This is a genomic window from Methanobrevibacter ruminantium M1, from assembly GCF_000024185.1.
Lineage (GTDB): Archaea > Methanobacteriota > Methanobacteria > Methanobacteriales > Methanobacteriaceae > Methanobrevibacter > Methanobrevibacter ruminantium.
This window is the reverse complement of record NC_013790.1, coordinates 2,894,991-2,911,509: the sequence shown is the minus strand read 5'-3', so window position 1 is coordinate 2,911,509 and position 16,519 is coordinate 2,894,991. Positions and strand designations below refer to the sequence as shown.

At 30.8% G+C, this 16,519-nt stretch carries 16 protein-coding genes; 9 read left to right on the top strand and 7 right to left on the bottom strand.

What is annotated here, in order from left to right; all coding sequences use genetic code 11:
• Positions 1 to 220: 220 nt before the first annotated feature.
• On the bottom strand, positions 221 to 541 hold the full coding sequence (locus MRU_RS11025; protein ID WP_012956994.1) for a C69 family dipeptidase: 321 nt from the start codon (positions 539 to 541) through the stop codon (positions 221 to 223).
• A 431-nt stretch (positions 542 to 972) separates the two neighbouring features.
• Between MRU_RS11025 and MRU_RS12230 the strand changes: the two genes are divergently transcribed.
• From MRU_RS12230 to amrS, 6 genes are all read left to right on the top strand, one after another.
• Positions 973 to 1,107, top strand: a complete 135-nt coding sequence (locus tag MRU_RS12230) for a hypothetical protein (protein ID WP_265101237.1) — start codon at positions 973 to 975, stop codon at positions 1,105 to 1,107.
• A gap of 146 nt (positions 1,108 to 1,253) precedes the next feature.
• Complete coding sequence (locus MRU_RS11985; protein WP_171776179.1) at positions 1,254 to 1,391, top strand: hypothetical protein; 138 nt, start codon at positions 1,254 to 1,256, stop codon at positions 1,389 to 1,391.
• Positions 1,392 to 1,576: 185 nt separating this feature from the next.
• Complete coding sequence (locus MRU_RS11980; RefSeq protein ID WP_171776178.1) at positions 1,577 to 1,714, top strand: hypothetical protein; 138 nt, start codon at positions 1,577 to 1,579, stop codon at positions 1,712 to 1,714.
• Between the two features lie 184 nt (positions 1,715 to 1,898).
• Entirely contained in the window at positions 1,899 to 2,582 is a 684-nt protein-coding gene (locus MRU_RS11020) for an SDH family Clp fold serine proteinase (RefSeq protein WP_012956992.1), read from the top strand.
• Between the two features lie 127 nt (positions 2,583 to 2,709).
• Positions 2,710 to 3,951, top strand: a complete 1,242-nt coding sequence (thiL, locus tag MRU_RS11015; RefSeq protein ID WP_012956991.1) for a thiamine-phosphate kinase — start codon at positions 2,710 to 2,712, stop codon at positions 3,949 to 3,951.
• Positions 3,952 to 4,108: 157 nt separating this feature from the next.
• Positions 4,109 to 5,161 carry an AmmeMemoRadiSam system radical SAM enzyme gene (amrS, locus tag MRU_RS11010; protein ID WP_012956990.1) on the top strand — a complete coding sequence of 351 codons (1,053 nt, stop codon included), beginning with the start codon at positions 4,109 to 4,111 and terminating at the stop codon, positions 5,159 to 5,161.
• Between the two features lie 64 nt (positions 5,162 to 5,225).
• Here the strand turns inward: amrS and MRU_RS11005 are convergent, their stop codons facing one another.
• Both MRU_RS11005 and MRU_RS11000 read right to left on the bottom strand, forming a co-directional pair.
• The gene (locus MRU_RS11005) at positions 5,226 to 6,446 is read right to left on the bottom strand and encodes a CDP-glycerol glycerophosphotransferase family protein (protein WP_012956989.1); all 1,221 of its coding nucleotides are present in this window, start codon (positions 6,444 to 6,446) and stop codon (positions 5,226 to 5,228) included.
• A gap of 167 nt (positions 6,447 to 6,613) precedes the next feature.
• Positions 6,614 to 7,330, bottom strand: a complete 717-nt coding sequence (locus MRU_RS11000; protein ID WP_012956988.1) for a phosphocholine cytidylyltransferase family protein — start codon at positions 7,328 to 7,330, stop codon at positions 6,614 to 6,616.
• Between the two features lie 776 nt (positions 7,331 to 8,106).
• Here MRU_RS11000 and MRU_RS10995 point away from each other — a divergent pair.
• Positions 8,107 to 9,195 carry a hypothetical protein gene (locus tag MRU_RS10995; RefSeq protein ID WP_048812546.1) on the top strand — a complete coding sequence of 363 codons (1,089 nt, stop codon included), beginning with the start codon at positions 8,107 to 8,109 and terminating at the stop codon, positions 9,193 to 9,195.
• 61 nt (positions 9,196 to 9,256) lie between these two features.
• Here MRU_RS10995 and MRU_RS10990 read toward each other — a convergent pair whose 3' ends face one another.
• From MRU_RS10990 to purE, 3 genes are all read right to left on the bottom strand, one after another.
• A complete protein-coding gene (locus MRU_RS10990; RefSeq protein WP_012956986.1) occupies positions 9,257 to 10,228 on the bottom strand; it encodes an NAD(P)H-dependent glycerol-3-phosphate dehydrogenase in 972 nt (323 codons plus the stop codon).
• Positions 10,229 to 10,299: 71 nt separating this feature from the next.
• Complete coding sequence (locus MRU_RS10985; protein ID WP_012956985.1) at positions 10,300 to 11,562, bottom strand: UbiD family decarboxylase; 1,263 nt, start codon at positions 11,560 to 11,562, stop codon at positions 10,300 to 10,302.
• Positions 11,563 to 11,731: 169 nt separating this feature from the next.
• The gene (gene purE, locus MRU_RS10980; RefSeq protein ID WP_048812545.1) at positions 11,732 to 12,736 is read right to left on the bottom strand and encodes a 5-(carboxyamino)imidazole ribonucleotide mutase; all 1,005 of its coding nucleotides are present in this window, start codon (positions 12,734 to 12,736) and stop codon (positions 11,732 to 11,734) included.
• Positions 12,737 to 13,146: 410 nt separating this feature from the next.
• On the opposite strand from purE, the gene MRU_RS12225 reads away from it, so the two are divergent.
• On the top strand, positions 13,147 to 13,551 hold the full coding sequence (locus tag MRU_RS12225) for an acyltransferase family protein (RefSeq protein WP_083777661.1): 405 nt from the start codon (positions 13,147 to 13,149) through the stop codon (positions 13,549 to 13,551).
• Positions 13,538 to 14,266 carry an acyltransferase family protein gene (locus MRU_RS12220; RefSeq protein WP_083777660.1) on the top strand — a complete coding sequence of 243 codons (729 nt, stop codon included), beginning with the start codon at positions 13,538 to 13,540 and terminating at the stop codon, positions 14,264 to 14,266. Before MRU_RS12225 ends, MRU_RS12220 begins: the two co-directional genes overlap by 14 nt.
• A gap of 138 nt (positions 14,267 to 14,404) precedes the next feature.
• Here the strand turns inward: MRU_RS12220 and MRU_RS10965 are convergent, their stop codons facing one another.
• Positions 14,405 to 16,495 (bottom strand): glycosyltransferase family 2 protein, encoded by a 2,091-nt coding sequence (locus MRU_RS10965; protein WP_012956981.1) that lies wholly within the window; start codon positions 16,493 to 16,495, stop codon positions 14,405 to 14,407.
• Between the last annotated feature and the right edge of the window lie 24 nt (positions 16,496 to 16,519).

The window sequence follows — 16,519 nt, the reverse complement described above, 5'->3', positions numbered from 1 at the left end:
CTCTTAATAGTTTAAATAAAAAAAAATAAGAATATCAAATATATTACTAAAAGAGTAATTATTATAAGATAAAAAGATAAAAACAAGGAAAATTCCTTGTTATATTAAGCTAGCTATTCTTTAAGCATTAAATATTCAATCCCTACTAAGGCACTGCAGGGACATTCTTATACTTTGATGCATCTAGAGTCACATTCAATGGCGGTATAACTGCTCTTTTTCATGCTTTTGTGCTGTTCATATATGGTGTGGCTGTGTATTTGTAAGTTGTTGCCGGAAGCTCTGTTTTTACGCTTCCATCTTCGCATACAGCCATAAGACGGCTTGACTTGTTCTCTACCCTTGGGGTCACTGTGATATGGTTTCCCCAAACTCCCTGATGGTCGTTGCATCTTGCAATGATTGTTGAACCGTCTGCACTGACATCAGGCCCTACATAGACTGCAGTGCATGAGGCCGAGCAGGCCTGTATGCTACAGATCAATAGCCCGCATATAAGCAAAACTATAATTTTATTGGATAATTTTCTTATCTTAAACATAAAGGTCCCTCTATTTTGAAAATTATGAGATTAAATATATTAGAATGCCCTAAGGCTTATAATAATCAAGTTAATTAAATCCTTAATATTCTCTTTTTTTGATAGCTTAAATAATTTATTGCTATTTTGGGGCTTGATTGCTTTAGTTTAAATAAGTCATCAACAAATAAAATGATTAATCTCTTTTTATATTTTTATTAATTTCAAAAACTTTATTTATTAGTTCATGCATAGTTTACCATTGTAAACCATTTTTATCTTTTAAAACATTCTACTTCCTTTAATGTATAGTTTACCATTGTAAACTACTTATTTTTTTCAACAAACTTTATATAATAGGATATTCAATAATTAAATAAATATATTATTTAAAAGTAAATTAAAAATAGATTTTATATTCGATAGATGAATTTTATTAAAGAGGTGAGATAATGAAAGAATCTAAAAATCTAGAAGTTTTTAGATACCCTTTTGTTCCTAAAAGAAAAATTTATTTTGAAAAGAGGGAAGAACAATACGATTTTTTTAAAGGTTCTAAACATTTGTCTTTAAAATTCTTAGATTAGATTCTATAGCAGACTTTTAAGAAATTAGAAAAGAAAATATTTTCAATTAACGAAAAAATTGAGAATTACATGGGCTAATTTAAATTTTTAGCCATACATATTTTGTAAATTGACTGTAGAATTTTTTCTTTTTAAGAGGTGATAATTTGAATGAATCCGATATAAGGAAGTCATATAAGGATTTCCAATTACCTCATAAAATTCATAAGGGTTACAATAGAGAAAATGAGTATGATTTTTTTAAAAGGTCAAAAAATTTATCTTTAAAACCTATAGATGTTTGATGATTATGCCTGATTTAAAAGAAATTAGAGACGAGATAAAGCCTCAAACAATTATTTCTAAATATATTAAGAAACTGTATAATTTAACTAATATTTCTCCTTGGTTTGATTTCAGATATTGTTTTTTCAATCCCATTTAAAAAAATCTTAGTAATATGGCTGTAGAATTTAATGAGGTGATAAAAATGAACGAATCTTATGTAAAGAGATTATATAGAGATCTTGGAATCCCTTATTATCGTCCAAAAAAAGATAAAGGAGATGAGGAGTTCGATTTTTTTCCAAAGTATGACCTAATGCATTGGATACCTTTGAAAGTATAGGTGACTTATACCTAGTTTTTTTGAACTAAAGAATGAACTTGAGCCTCAAATAATTATTTCAAAATATATTAACAAATTATTTAAAATTTCCAATCGTAATGTAATTGTTTATTATTCTGGTTGGTTAAACTTTCAAGATAGTTTTAAGGATTTTGGAATCAATGATTTAGATAAAAATGCTTTTATGAATTTAATTAAGGGATTAGATAAGAATAATGGCCTTGATTTAATATTACATGCTCCCGGAGGAGATGTAGGGGCTACAGAATCTATAATAGATTATTTGTATGAGGTTTTTAATGGAGATATTAGAGTTATTATACCTCAAATTGCCATGTCTGGAGGGACTATGATTGCATGCTCATCAAAAGAAATAATTATGGGTAAACAATCTAGTTTGGGCCCTATTGATCCTCAATTTAATGGCATTCCTGCTGAGATAGTTATTAAAGAGTTTTATAGGGCTAAAAATGAAATTTCTGAAAAGCCAGAAACCATTCCCTTTTGGCAGACTAATATTTCAAAATATCCTCCTGCATTTATTATTCTTTGTGAAAATGCAAGAAAATGGTCTGATGAAATTTTAGATAAATCTTTAAGATATGCTATGTTTGATGGGTCGGATGAGGAAAAAATTAATAAAATAAGATTAGAATTAGGCTCTCATGAAAATACGAAAAGTCATGGCAGACATTTATCAGCTAAAGATTGTCAAGAATTAGGCCTAAAAATTTCATATTTGGAAGATGATGACGAGTTCCAAGACACTGTTTTGTCCATTCATCATGCCTGTATGAATTTTTTTAGTATTAATAAGGATTGTTGCAAAATAGTTGCTAATAATGACTCAAAATTTTTCATACAATAAAATTATATTTACTTTTTCTCTTTTTTTTTATTGCACTTATTTAAAGTAGGAGCTTATTATTTTTTTCTTTATTTTTTCTTATTTGATAAAAACATATTTTTATATTAAAAAAATCAAATATTCTTTTATGAAAAGCACTCTTAAAGTCTCTGATATTGGTGAAAAACAACTAATAGAAAGAATCATAGAAAAATCAAAATTATGTTCCCTAAAAAATCCATTTGATTTAGATGATTTCAATTCTAATTACCCGAGTTCTAATTTTAAAACATCAATTGGAGACGATTCTGCACTCTTAAACCAAAATCTAAATACTAATCACTATTTAGTGGCATCATCTGATATGCTTATCCAATCAAGCCATTTTCCAAGAGAAATGACTTATTACCAGATGGGATATAAGTCAGTCATAGTCAATGTAAGCGACTTGGCAAGCATGGGGGCTAAAAATATAGGATTCCTTTTAAACATAGCTATCCCTAAAGACACATCACTTGACAATTTTGACGATCTCATTTGCGGCATTATTCGTGCATGCGACAATTATAATATTCCGCTTGTCGGCGGAGATACAAATGAAGCGAGTGAGATAATCTTATCTGGAACAGCAATCGGACAGGTAGAAAAAGGCAAGGCCCTTATGAAGCACGGATTTAAGGAAGGAGACTTGGTCTCGATAAGTGACCATCTTGGCTATGCCGCTTTAGGCTTTGAGCTTTTAAAAATCAAGGAAGAGAATATTGACAAATACAATGATATAATTTTCCAAATTAATAAAATTGACCCAACAGTTAAGGATTTGGCTCTTTTTAAGGCATTAAAGCCAGAAGCCAAATATGAAGAAGGCCGTATTTTAGCAAGCCATAATAGTCAAGAAAACAGAATATCTGCAACAGACATTACAGACGGCCTTGCAAGTGAATTCTATGAGATTTTAAATGCCGATAAAAAGTATTATCTATTCAATAAAGATACTGAATCCCATAATCCGAATGATTCGAATGATTCGAATGATCTGAATAATCAGCAGAATAATCAGAATAACACAAATAATCAAGATGTGATTGATGAATATGATGATAGCAATTATTCAAAAGGCATAAGAATTTATGAAGACAAGCTTCCAGTGGACGATGAATTTAAGCAAATAGCAGATGTTTTAGGTATTGATTACCTTGATTTATTTTTACATATAGGGGAAGACTTTGAACTCCTATTTACAATCAATAAAGAACTAAAGAGCCAATTAGAAAATGATATGAATTTTTATGTAATCGGTGAAATTACAAACAATAATACAGTTGAAATAGTACTCTCTAATGGAGATATAAAAAATATAAGTTCAAAAGGATACGAGCATCTTAAATAAGTATGAATATTGTATCAATTTTAAAAAACTCTAAATTATCTGACTTTAGGTTTTAAATATTTGCTCTTATGAAGTGTATATTATCAGACTTTAGGTTTTATATATTGTTGTGAAGTCTAAATTAACTGAATTAAATTATTAAAAAACAGGTATTAACATGAAGGAATCTAGCTTTTACATCAAACTATATGAAGAGAACAATTCCACCGACCATATCTCTAACTCAAATAAGTCAGTACAATGCAATCTATGTGCTAGAGAATGTAAAATAAAAAATAATAATACAGGGTTCTGTAAAAGTCAAAAAAACATAGATGGCAAACTATTTGCACTTAACTACCAAAGAATTGCCTCATACCATATAGATCCAATTGAAAAGAAGCCTCTATACCACTTCCTTCCAGGCTCATCCACTTACTCCATAGGCGGTTTTGGCTGTAATTTCTCATGTTTGAACTGTCAGAACTATATGCTTTCAATGAATTCTTATAATGAAAACAACTCAATTAAGATACTGCCAGAAAGGATTGTTAAAAATGCACTTGACAATGATTGCCTATCAATATCTTGGACCTATAATGAACCTACACTATACTTTGAATTTGCTGAGGAAACTTCTAGACTTGCACATAGTCAAGGCCTTAAGAATGTCTTCATCAGCAATGGTTATATGGGTGAAGAAGTCTTGAAAGAAACAGTAAGTTTTATTGACGGATTCAACATAGACTTGAAGTTTTTTGACGATGAGCTCTATAGAAAGATTTGCGGTGGCAGACTAGACATTGTCCTTGACAATCTAAGGACTATTTATGAGTCTAAGAAAAAGTACAATAATCATTTGGAGATAACTACTCTTCTAATTAATGATTTGAATACGGAGAAGGAGCATATTAGAGCAATTAGCAGATTTGTTTTAGATGAGTTAGGTCCTGAAGTTCCTCTTCACTTTTCAAGGTTCTTTCCGATGTATAAAATGACTGATAAGGCTCCAACTGATATTGATTATCTTATTAGGGCAAGAGAAATAGCTATCTCTGAAGGATTGGAGTATGTATATTTAGGAAATATGCCTGCTGATAACAATACTTATTGCCCGGAGTGTGGTGAGCTATTGATAGAGAGAAATAGGTATTGCAATAGGGATAAAAATAGAATAAAGGATGGATGTTGTGTTAATTGTGGACATGAATTGAATTTTGTCTTTGATTAGTTCTTTTAGATAAATTCTTATCCTTTCTTTATCAACACTTTACTCTTTTTTAGAGCTTTTTTAATTATCTTTCTTTTATCAGATTTATAATCTTTTGAGACGCCTTTCCATCATCAAATTGATTGAACTTATCATTCCACTTTTCGTATTTTTCTCCAAACGTGTTTTTATAAGCATTTTCGCTGTAATTTTTAATAAAATCAACCAATTCTTCATTAGTTTGGCATATAGGGCCTGGAACATCTTCCACCATGTCAAAATAAAAGTCCCTAAGATTGTTTTTATAATCATCTAGATCATATGCAAAGAAGATCATAGGTCTTTTTAATATGGAATAATCAAACATTACAGAGGAATAATCAGTTATCATCATGTCTGAAATTAGATAAAGCTCTTGAATGTCCCAATCTGCATCGCATTCTATAATGAAATCATTGTACTTGGACCAATCCATATTCTCCTTGACCAAATAATGGAATTTTATAATTAAGGCATAATCATCGGAAAATTCTTCATATAGCCTATCGAAGTCCATTTCTGTTGCAAACTTATATTGGCCTTTGGTATAGAACTGATTGTCTCTCCAAGTTGGAGCATATAGAATGATTTTCTTGTCCTTTGGAATATTAAGCCTGGTTTTTATCTCATCAATGTCTTTTTCGTTGTCTTTGTTTACAAGAATGTCATTTCTAGGATATCCTATCTCAAGCATCTCTCCTTTAAAGTCAAAAGCCCTTCTGAATATATTTGATGAGTATTCGTTTTGTGATATGAGATATTGCCAAGCGGATGTGTTTTTTCTAAACTCCTCGTGGTATGCTTCAATATCCTGATTTCCACTCATGTCAATGTAATCCATGTCTAATGCAAGCTTTTTAAGGGGAGTTCCATGCCATGTTTGGATGTATTTGGTTTTCTTGTTCTTCTTTAAGTAATATAAATGTCTGGAGTCAAATATCCATGTTCCGCTACGCAATGTGTAATATAGGAATTTAAAAAAGGATCTTTTAGCCTGTATGGCATTTCCTGGGATTTTCTTATCCGGATGCATGAAGGACCAGACGCATTTGTACTCCTTGTCAAGGCCTTGGCTGACGATTTCTTCATAGATATATTTTGGATTTCCTGTGTAGTTTCGCCCATTGCTTGATTCAAATAGAATTATTTTTTCATTTGCAGGGATAATGTATGAGCCAATATAATATAGTGCTCTAGCGCTGCGCTTTGCTGAGATGTATAATATGTCTTTGATTAGTTTTTTAAAGCTTCTTTTCTCTTCTGCCATATTATCCCGCTTTTTTTCATTTTTTAGTTCAACTATATTTTTTCTTTAAATTTTATGATTTTAGAAATAAATAACTATCCTAATTATTTAAAAGATATTATTATGGGCTTTAAATTTACCCTTCTAGTTCTTTAACAAGCAATTGAGCATTTTCCCAATCGGTATGGTCATCTATTTCGGTCCATTTTTAATCCGTTTGTCAATACAAAGTCAATGGTCTTGATAAGACTTAAGTCCTTATAAGCAAAGTCATAATAGTTTTGAGGGTCCTCTTCAATTAATTTTTCTAAAATCCTATTGAATTGGGCTACGTCATCTGATACGACTTTAGAAACTCCAATGAACTCTCCTGTAGAGGATGGAATGTCTAATCCTTTTCCTATGGAGTTTATTTTGCCGTTAGCTATTGTCTTGTCTTCATTAAAGGATTCATCATCAATGATAAGCTTGAATGATTCCTCGTTAAGCTCCTTGAAGTTATCTATTATCATGCCTGTATTTTGTGAAACTGCGAGCCTTGTAATGATTTCAGGGTCTACTACATTGTCTCCGTTTACTAGAATAAAGTCGTCAAGGTCGTTTTCTTCAATGAATTTGCTTGCAAGATAGGTTGATACAGAGGTATTTGTAACATCGTATTTTTCGTTTTCAATGGTCTTGATTTCTATATCATATTTTTCAGCTATTTCGGGGCATAAGTCGATTACCTTATCCTTGTTATAGCCAACGACCACTATAAACTTGCTTATGTCTGCATTTATGCAGTTTTTAATCATACGTTCAAGCAAGGTAGTTTCATTGATTTTAAGCAATGCCTTTGGGATGTCTTTAGTAAGGGGCATAAGTCTTGTGCCCATTCCTGCTGCTAATATTACACCGATCATTTTATCACATTTTTAAATTTTTCAATATTTAAATTATAATTTTTGGTTTATTTAAAATAATTACTCGTCAAAATTTTTCTATAAATTTTTAAAAGCTGTTTTTGAGGACTGTTTAATAATTCATCATAAACAAAATCTGCAATACAGTTTTTTTCTTATGGATTATATTTAACCATGTTCGAGTGAATCAACAATAAACCTCAAATAACTAAATATATCATTTCTAAGATTATTTTAATTCTATTCTATCTATTTCCAAAGGAAATGAATTTAATCTTCATCTTGCAATAATTTCTTTTGATTTACAGCATAAACAATATCCGAACTTTTACAAAGTTCCAAATAAAATTCTAAAACTTTGATGATTTAAAAATATTCTTTATATTATAGGTGCTAAATAAAATTGTTAAAATATTAAATTTATTCATATTTTAGACAATTTCTAGTCATTATTTTTTATAAATTATATAACAAATTATTTAAATATCTATATATCAAAATTATAATTAGGGACGTCTTTTCCTATTTAAACTTGTGAATCATTTTTTACAATAATATATGGTACAAAATAATATATGTAGAAGTTTATTAATAAATTTAACGATTAGAATGGCATTATTTTTTTTAAATAAAATAAAAAACATAATTATTATATAAGGAAAGATGAAAATATAAATCAAACAAAGAAAATAATTAATATAAGCATGGTTTGATACAAAATATATTTCTGACCTCCTTAATAATATAATTCTAATTATCAAAAATGAGGTGATATGATGAGTGAAGATTCAATTTTGCTTACTATAAAATCTTTTACAGATTTACAAACTGAAATAAACAATACTGCAAATGGCGGAATATTAATCTTAGAAGGATATTACAAGTATAATAGCAATTTAGACAGTAATTTTTTACAGAAAGGTGTATTAGTAAATAAAAACATAACCATTTTTGGAAATGGGTGTGTCATTGATGGAAATAATACTTCAAGTTTAATGGAAATTAATGCAAATAACAATACCGTTAAAATTTATGATTTAAATTTTATTAATGGTCACCAAAATACTTGGAACTATGGAAGGGTTAGTATTACAAATTCTATTGCTTATTTTAATAACTGTTCATTCTTAAACTCCACAAATGGTTATTATGGTAGTGTATATATAGCAAAAACATCTCAAGCACATTTTAACAATTGTATATTCAATAACAATTATGCAAAATTTGGTGGAGCTATCTTCAATAATAATATTATGTATTGTAAAAATTGTAGCTTTGAAAATAACAGTGCACAGTCTGGAGGTTCATTGTGTATAAATGGCGAAAATAATGGAGTGGAAAATACAAACAATTATACTTACTTAGAAAATTGCTCCTTTTCAGATAACTCTTCAACAGCACATGGTGCAGTAATATATTGTGATGAATGGTCAAAAGGTTGTTTCAATAATTGTTCATTTGAAAAAAATTCTGCAACAACAAGTGGAGGAGCAATAACAATAGATGGTGCAAATATAGATATAAATAACTGTAGTTTCAATAAAAATAAAACAGGAACATCTTCAACATACAATGGAGGAGCTATTTGGATAATTAAAAATGATATAAGCGGTGCATCTAATGTAAATATATTAAATACTTCATTTAGTAATAATTCTGCTTCTCAAGATGGCGGTGCAATTTATTTAAATGGAACTTGTGTGCTTAAAATTTCAAACTCTTCATTCAATAATAATACTGCAACTAGATATGGAGGAAGCATAAGAAATTATCAAGGAACAGCTACCGCATATCTATGTGGATTTTTAAAAAGCTCAGATGCAACTTATGGAACCATAACAAAGAATGGATGTTATGGGCCTTAATTAATAAATATTGTTTTTAATATTTATTTTGATTGATTAAAATTAAACTAATAATTTCAAATCACTCCTCAATATTGTTCCATAGGTCTTTAAAAGCTATTTTAGGCGGAATCTGTTTAACAATTACATCATATACAAAGTTTACAACCACACTGTTAGTATTGGTATTATTACAGATGTCCTTTATGGCCATGATTGAGTTTTTACCCTCAAATACTATACCGCTTGCCTTTTCATCTACGATGATTCTTTGGCCATAGAGCATTCCAAGGGTGTGGTTTCTGCTTTCACTTGAAGTTGAGGTTAGCACAAGGTCTCCGAATCCACAGTATTCGCTTGCTGTGGATATTTTTCCACCAAATGCTTCTATAATCCTACCAGTATCTTCAAAGCCCTTTGTCAAGACGGCATATCTTGCGTTTTCATTTATGTTCATTCCTTCACAGATACCGTTTGCTATTGCATTGATATTCTTGATGACTCCACATATCTCAAGGCCTACAACATCATCAATGATTTTTACCTTGAATTCTGGTGTGGATAGGACTTTCTTGACCTTTATGGCATTTTCACTGCTTCTTGAAGCAATGTTTGATACGGTTGCAAGGTTCAAGACAATTTCAGATGCAAAATTAGGGCCTGACAAGGCTACGAAGTTTTCATCAAAGTATTCTTCTATCAAGCGACCCATTGATTTCAATGAGGGATATTCAATACCTTTTGCTGTTGTCACAAGTATTGTATCTTCTGAAATGACCTCTTTTAGGTTTTCAAGGGTTGATCTGAATGCAGATGAAGGAATTGATAAAAATATTATCTTACAATCAATCAAGTCGTTCATGTCAGTAGTGGCTATGATATTGTTTTTTAATTTAGTGTTTGGATAGTATTCGCTGTTATATCCAGTTGAATTTATTGTTTTAGCTAATTCTTCTCTTCTTAAGTGCAGATAAACTGTATCTACATTATTAGCCACTGTTTGAGCTAAAGCTGTACCTAGACTACCTGCTCCTATAATTCCTACCTTATCCATTCTTTCACCTATTTTTTTAATCTTTAAATCCTTGAATTGTTTTGGCTTTCTCCCAAGACTTTCCTTTTTTTTTACTCACTAAAGCTTACTCTTTCGAACTTATGTGGTTCTAAAATTGATTTAGTGGCATCTACACCTACTTTTGTAGTGGTTCCATCTATTTCTGAAGCCTTTGGATCTAAGGAAGAACCTCTTGCCTTAGGTACAATAATTATATCATCATCACCTTTTACACGTGTAGCTATTGCATATTCAATATCCTGTGGGTCAAATATATTTACATCCTCATCAACTACAACAACATGCTTTAATGATGGATGTGCAGCGAGTGCAGCCATTATAATGTTCTTTCCATCTCCTTCGGTTTGCTTCTTGATGCTTACAGCAGCATGCAACCAGCAGCAGCCTCCTTCGGTAAGCACTACATTCTGCACGGTAGGAACTGTGTTCTTGACTGCATTGAATATTCTAGGCTCTTGCGGCATTCCTTGAAGAAGCTTGTGCTCGAATCCGGCAGGAAGAATTGCATGATACATTGGATTTTCCTTTTTAAGATACATCTTGCTTAATTTGATTACAGGCTCTTCTCTAACATAGTCATAAGTGTCAGTCAAGTCTACAAATGGTCCTTCAGGAGCGGTCTCATCAATCAATATCTTACCTTCAAAGATAATGTCTGCTTCTGGAACCTTTATTCCGTTTTTACAGTTTACAAGTTCCAATTCTCCATTCTTGAACCTGTTTGCAACTTCCATTTCATCTGCATCGATTGGAATTGAAGTTGTACATGCAAGAAGTATGGAAGGCTCCATTCCAATTGCAATGGAGATATCTAGGTCTTTTCCCATATCCTTTGCCTTTTGGAAATAGGTGTAAAGGTTTCTTGGGACGATTCTAATAGCTAATTTGTTCTTTTCCAGAACAAGCATCCTATGGATTGAAGCGTTTTGAATCCCTGTTTCAGGGTCCTTTGCAAAGACAACCCCTGCAGTAATGTATGCCCCTCCGTCACGTTTATAGTGGGTGAGTATTGGGATCTTTCCTAAATCCACTCTTTTGCTGTCGTATTCATCCTTAAGGTCTATGAATTTGGTGATTGGAGTTGGATTGTTCATTCCATCAATTATCTTGTATAATATTTCATCAACCTGACATCCAAGGGACTGTGCTATCTTTTCCCTTGTATTGCAGATACCGGAGACAACTGGAATGTCGTATCCTTTTATATTGTTTAGCATGACTGTATCCTTTGGATACTTGCGAAGCACCTTTGCAGCTTCATATTCAGCATCTAGCTCTTCATCAATTTGAATAATGTTTAATTCTTCTGCCATTTAATTCCCTCTAATCTTCTTTTTAGTATTTCAGTCAATATTATTGTTTATCAAATCTTTTTTTTACTGTCATTTGTTAATAAGCATGTATAGTTTTAGCTCTTTTCTATCTTTTTTTCATAAATAAGCATACATAGTTTTTTATAGAATTTTATTGCTGATTTTAAGATTATAAATCAGCATTCTTATACTTTATCCATTTTAAGTTCTCTTCTATCTCCTTATTGGATATTGCAAGGATTTCTCCAGCAACTATTGCAGCATTCCTACCATTATCAATTCCAACGGTTCCAACAGGAACTCCAGGTGGCATGTTTGCCATAGTCAGCAATGCATCCTGGCCATTTAATTTCTTAGAACAAGGAACCCCAATCACTGGCTTTTCAGTAAGTGCTACAACACTTCCTGCTACAAGTGCAGACAGGCCACTTATTGCAATGAATATTTTAGCATTGTTTCTTTTACTCATATATGATTCAAAATCCTTAGCATGTCTTATTGGAGAAATATAATCAAGTTTATAATTTATTCGCATTCTTTCAAGTAGTATCGCTACATTTTTAGCTATTTCCATATCTGAATAGCTTCCTGCAAGGATCATAACATCTGGAGTGTCATCAAGCTCTTCAAACTCTATCTTTTCGTATTTTTCTTCTTCCAAGAAGTCTTTTTGGAAGTATTCCCCTTCAATGCTTTCGATAAGCTCCTTTTCACCTGCTTCAACCTTTTCCTGATATTCAACCCTTAAATCGGAAATGTTTTGACCAACCTTTTCGTCATAGCTTGCAATGATTTCTCCGGCAAGGATTGCTGCATTGTCTCCCCTGTTTATTCCAACAGTTGTAACCGCTGTAGGAAACGGCATTTGGACACATGCATACAATGCATCAAGACCTCCCACAGCTCCGTCAACAGGAACTCCAATGACTGGCCTGTGGGTATATGCAGCTATAGCGCCAGGCAAGTGTGCTGCAAGTCCGGCTATTCCTATAAATACTTCTACGCCTTTATCTGTTGCATCTTTAACAAGCTTTTTAACCTTATCGTGGGTTCTATGAGCAGATGCCACTTTTAAGCTATATGGAATCTGAAGCTTTTCCAAAATCTTTATGGATTTCATTGCTATATCCTTATCAGATGCACTTCCAAGAATTATCATAACTTTAGGAATCATCATTATTCTCCTTTATTTATTATTTTGTTTTAGAATTATTTTTTTTAATTATTCTCTAATTCCCCTCTTAGAGTTCTATTGGATATTTGTCAATATTTTTTGTAGTTGCTTTAGCTTTAAGTACTATCAGTTTATCAATAAATATATTTATTGATTCTATTATTTATTATCTTGGTTAGATTCAAATTTATTTTAAAAGTTTGCTGGTTTTAAAAATGTCTTTAAATGATGAAATGCAAGTATCTTACTATTGATATTTCTTTACGTTTAAATGACTTAACTCGATTAATACAAATTAGATTTAAGTTTAATCGATATATATTTATATTATGAAAAATAAAGCAATTTTAAAGGATTAAATTTTTATAAAAGTTTATATAGTCGATATATTTTTTTTATTTAATGATAACATGACGATTGTAGAAAATAAAAAAGAACCTAAGAAAAAACGAATTGTGTATTTAGATTATTTGCGTGCATTAGCAATCATAACTGTAATATTATGGCACTTATTCAATAGAGTGAATTGGGTTGTAATTCCAGAATATTCATTAATTCCTTCTTTAAATTGGTTTATAACTGATTTTTTAGGGACTTGCTGCAGATGCGGTGTTGATATATTTTTAATGCTCTCTGGAGCCTTGTCCTTAGGGCGTGATTGGGACATCAAGTCTTTTTTAGGCAAAAGAATTCCAAGAATTACCTATCCGTATCTGTTCTGGGCCACATTATTAATTTCCATAATGTTAGTTGCAGTTTATTTCAATCCCGATTTATTAAAACTTTTTTTCGGCATATCACATTCCTTTATATAATATTTATTCATGGGATTTTATTAAAAGCTCTTTTTTAGGTCTTAATTGGTGGTATGGACAATATTGGTTCTTTTGGATGATATTAGGCACTTATTTAATCATGCCTATTTTCAATAGATGGATTAAGGATTGTTCAATTAGGGAAGTTGAATATTTCTTGGCTATTTGGCTAATTACTTGCATTTTTGACAATACTTTATTGATCGGATTCCCTGTTACCTTGACCTACTTTACAGGACCAATAGGCATGGTGGTATTAGGATATTATTTAAGGCATACGGATAGAAAAATATTCAATAGCCTTCCATATGCATTAGCTTTCTTATTGATTGGAATGATTGTTATAATGCTATGTTCATATTTCCTATCTAGTCCAGAGGGAATGTATGTCTTTGATAGATATTCTATTCTTTTAGCGATTGAAGTAGTTGGAATTTTCACCCTTTATAAGGTCATTGATAAAAAAGAGCTTAAAATCTTCCATAAGGAAAATGGTTTTTTTAGAAGAGCATCTTTCTCAATTGCAAAATATAGCTATGGGATTTATTTATGCCATGAATTTATTATGAATATCTTTATTATAATATTTTTAAAACATGCTCCATTTAAAGTAACCTTGCTTTTAGTCTTTGTTTGCACATTAGGAACATCTTGGGCTCTATTGGCTCTATTAAATAGAGTTCCATATTTAAATAGGATTATCGGTGCTAAATAGTTTATTAATTATTATTTTGGATTATTAACTAATTTTTTTTATTGATTATTGCCAAATAATTTTATTTTACTATTTAAAGTCTTTTGATTAAGTAAGGGATTCGGATGTTTTATTTAGTTCTGCCCTAATAATGGATTATTAATTCTTTAAACTATCCACTATTTTAACCACTTTCCTGGATTTATATTCCTCTATTTTCTTATTCAATTTTTTATTTTCCTTATTTAAGGTCTTGTTTTTATCAATAAGCTTTTTATTTTCTTCATTCAGGATCTCATTCTTTTCATTGGTCTTTTTAATCTCTTTATTTAATCTACTGTTTTCACCCTTCAATGTCTTGATATTCAATTTAAGATCAGTATTTTCGTGATTTAAGGCATAAATCATTTTAATTGGATTAAATATTTCATTTTCGATCAAAATCTTATTTCTTGTATTTACAAATTTAATCTTATAGGTTTCAGTGAAAAATTCAAATGTTTCGGATAGCTTTATTGAATTAAAGTATTCATCACAGTTCAATTCCCATTTTTTAACTGCTGATTTGAGAATATCATAATAAGGTATTTTAAATTTAAACGTATATTCTCCATTCTCTTCATTTTTTAAATTATTATCTTCATTCTCTTCATATTTTAAATCGTATATTGGATATGCTATTTTTTCGAAGCTAATTATATTTTCCATTGATATTTTATCAATCGACTTTTTTGATTTGGCTTTTATTGTAAATTCCTTGGAATTGAATGATATATCAATAATGTCAATATAATTTTCTATGTTTTTTTCACGTATATCTAAATATAAATAGGAATTTTTACCTAAATCCAAATCTATAAAGAACTTTTCTCTTTCAATGGATTTTCTATGTCTGTTTTTGAGATATGCAGTTTTTTTGAAGCTTTCAAATTCATAAATGACCTTAATTTGGGCACGCTTCTTATCCTTCAGCAAATAAAATGGAATGGCTATTTGCTTATTTTCCAAATGATTTACTAAAAGAGGATTTTCATAATCATTCTCATCAACTAGCTTTGCTATAATCTTGTAATTATCATTCGGTGATAAGTAATTAAGGTAGCCATCAAAATCTATGTATAAGTTATCATTATCATTTTTAAAGTCCAGCAATTCTATATTCAATTCCTCCTCTTCCATCGCTTTTTCAAAATCGAAATAGGACTTATATTCATCATTTAAAAACGATGGAATTTCAGGATTCTTGTATAGCTCATTTTCCAAAGGTGCAAACAGGAGGAAATTCTCATAATCCTTATTTCTTATCATGGTGAAAAGAACCTTCTTATATGAATTCAAGCTGTCTATCAGCGCATCTGGTATTATTTTAACTATCCCATAGACCTCTTCAAACAATTCTTCATGATATTCCTTAGGATAATAGTTGAACCTTTTCAAAAAGAATTTCAAGTCATGATTCAGCCATTTTGAATACTCATAATTCCTTATCTCCTCTTCAACTTCGTACTTTTCCAAGAGATTTTGCACAATTCTTAAGATTTCAAGGCGGTCCTTAATGTTCTTTAGGCTCTTGTCCTGCTGTGTGACGGAGCTTTGATTGGATCTCAATCTCCAATAGTGGAAGATTTCCTTTGAAAATGAGATTGAATCAGCTAAGATATAACTTTCCAGTGAAAATGGAATGTCTTGGAATGATATTTTTTTGTTTGGGAATCTTATATTCTTCCTAATCAGGAATTCCCTATTGAATAACTTATTTGTTACAAGGGTATCCCATAATATGGAAGGCCTTTCGTTTAAGCTCATGATGGCAATGTCTTCATCAAAGTCATTATATGCATTTTTATAAAGGCTCTCTTCCCATACGTTGTATAATGCAAATCTTAAGACATTTCCTATGACAATATCGCTTTCATTCTTTAAGGCCATATTATATAGTGTTTCATATGCTGTTGGTGGCAGATAATCATCAGAGTCTAAAAAGTGGATATATTCTCCTTTGGATTTTGATAGGCCATAATTCCGTGATATTCCCTGCCCTTCATTCTTTTGATGGAAAACTTGAATATTGCTGTAGTCCAATGCATATTTCTCTATGATGTATTTTGAATTGTCTGTTGACTCATCGTCAACTATGATGACCTCTATCTCATCAAAGATTGTTTGATTAATTACAGACAGTAATGTCTCTTCGATATAGTCTTCTGTATTATATATTGGAATAATTACAGAAATCTTAGGATCTTGCATATAAACACCTTTAAACGCTTTTTA

Excerpts from the sequence above, each read along its gene's own strand:
- MRU_RS11025 (WP_012956994.1), bottom strand. The coding sequence starts at position 541 with ATGTTTAAGATAAGAAAATTATCCAATAAAATTATAGTTTTGCTTATA.
- MRU_RS12230 (WP_265101237.1), top strand. The coding sequence starts at position 973 with ATGAAAGAATCTAAAAATCTAGAAGTTTTTAGATACCCTTTTGTTCCT.
- MRU_RS11980 (WP_171776178.1), top strand. The coding sequence starts at position 1,577 with ATGAACGAATCTTATGTAAAGAGATTATATAGAGATCTTGGAATCCCT.
- MRU_RS11020 (WP_012956992.1), top strand. The coding sequence starts at position 1,899 with ATGAATTTAATTAAGGGATTAGATAAGAATAATGGCCTTGATTTAATA.
- thiL (WP_012956991.1), top strand. The coding sequence starts at position 2,710 with ATGAAAAGCACTCTTAAAGTCTCTGATATTGGTGAAAAACAACTAATA.
- amrS (WP_012956990.1), top strand. The coding sequence starts at position 4,109 with ATGAAGGAATCTAGCTTTTACATCAAACTATATGAAGAGAACAATTCC.
- MRU_RS11005 (WP_012956989.1), bottom strand. The coding sequence starts at position 6,446 with ATGGCAGAAGAGAAAAGAAGCTTTAAAAAACTAATCAAAGACATATTA.
- MRU_RS11000 (WP_012956988.1), bottom strand. The coding sequence starts at position 7,330 with ATGATCGGTGTAATATTAGCAGCAGGAATGGGCACAAGACTTATGCCC.
- MRU_RS10995 (WP_048812546.1), top strand. The coding sequence starts at position 8,107 with ATGAGTGAAGATTCAATTTTGCTTACTATAAAATCTTTTACAGATTTA.
- MRU_RS10990 (WP_012956986.1), bottom strand. The coding sequence starts at position 10,228 with ATGGATAAGGTAGGAATTATAGGAGCAGGTAGTCTAGGTACAGCTTTA.
- MRU_RS10985 (WP_012956985.1), bottom strand. The coding sequence starts at position 11,562 with ATGGCAGAAGAATTAAACATTATTCAAATTGATGAAGAGCTAGATGCT.
- purE (WP_048812545.1), bottom strand. The coding sequence starts at position 12,736 with ATGATTCCTAAAGTTATGATAATTCTTGGAAGTGCATCTGATAAGGAT.
- MRU_RS12225 (WP_083777661.1), top strand. The coding sequence starts at position 13,147 with ATGACGATTGTAGAAAATAAAAAAGAACCTAAGAAAAAACGAATTGTG.
- MRU_RS10965 (WP_012956981.1), bottom strand. The coding sequence starts at position 16,495 with ATGCAAGATCCTAAGATTTCTGTAATTATTCCAATATATAATACAGAA.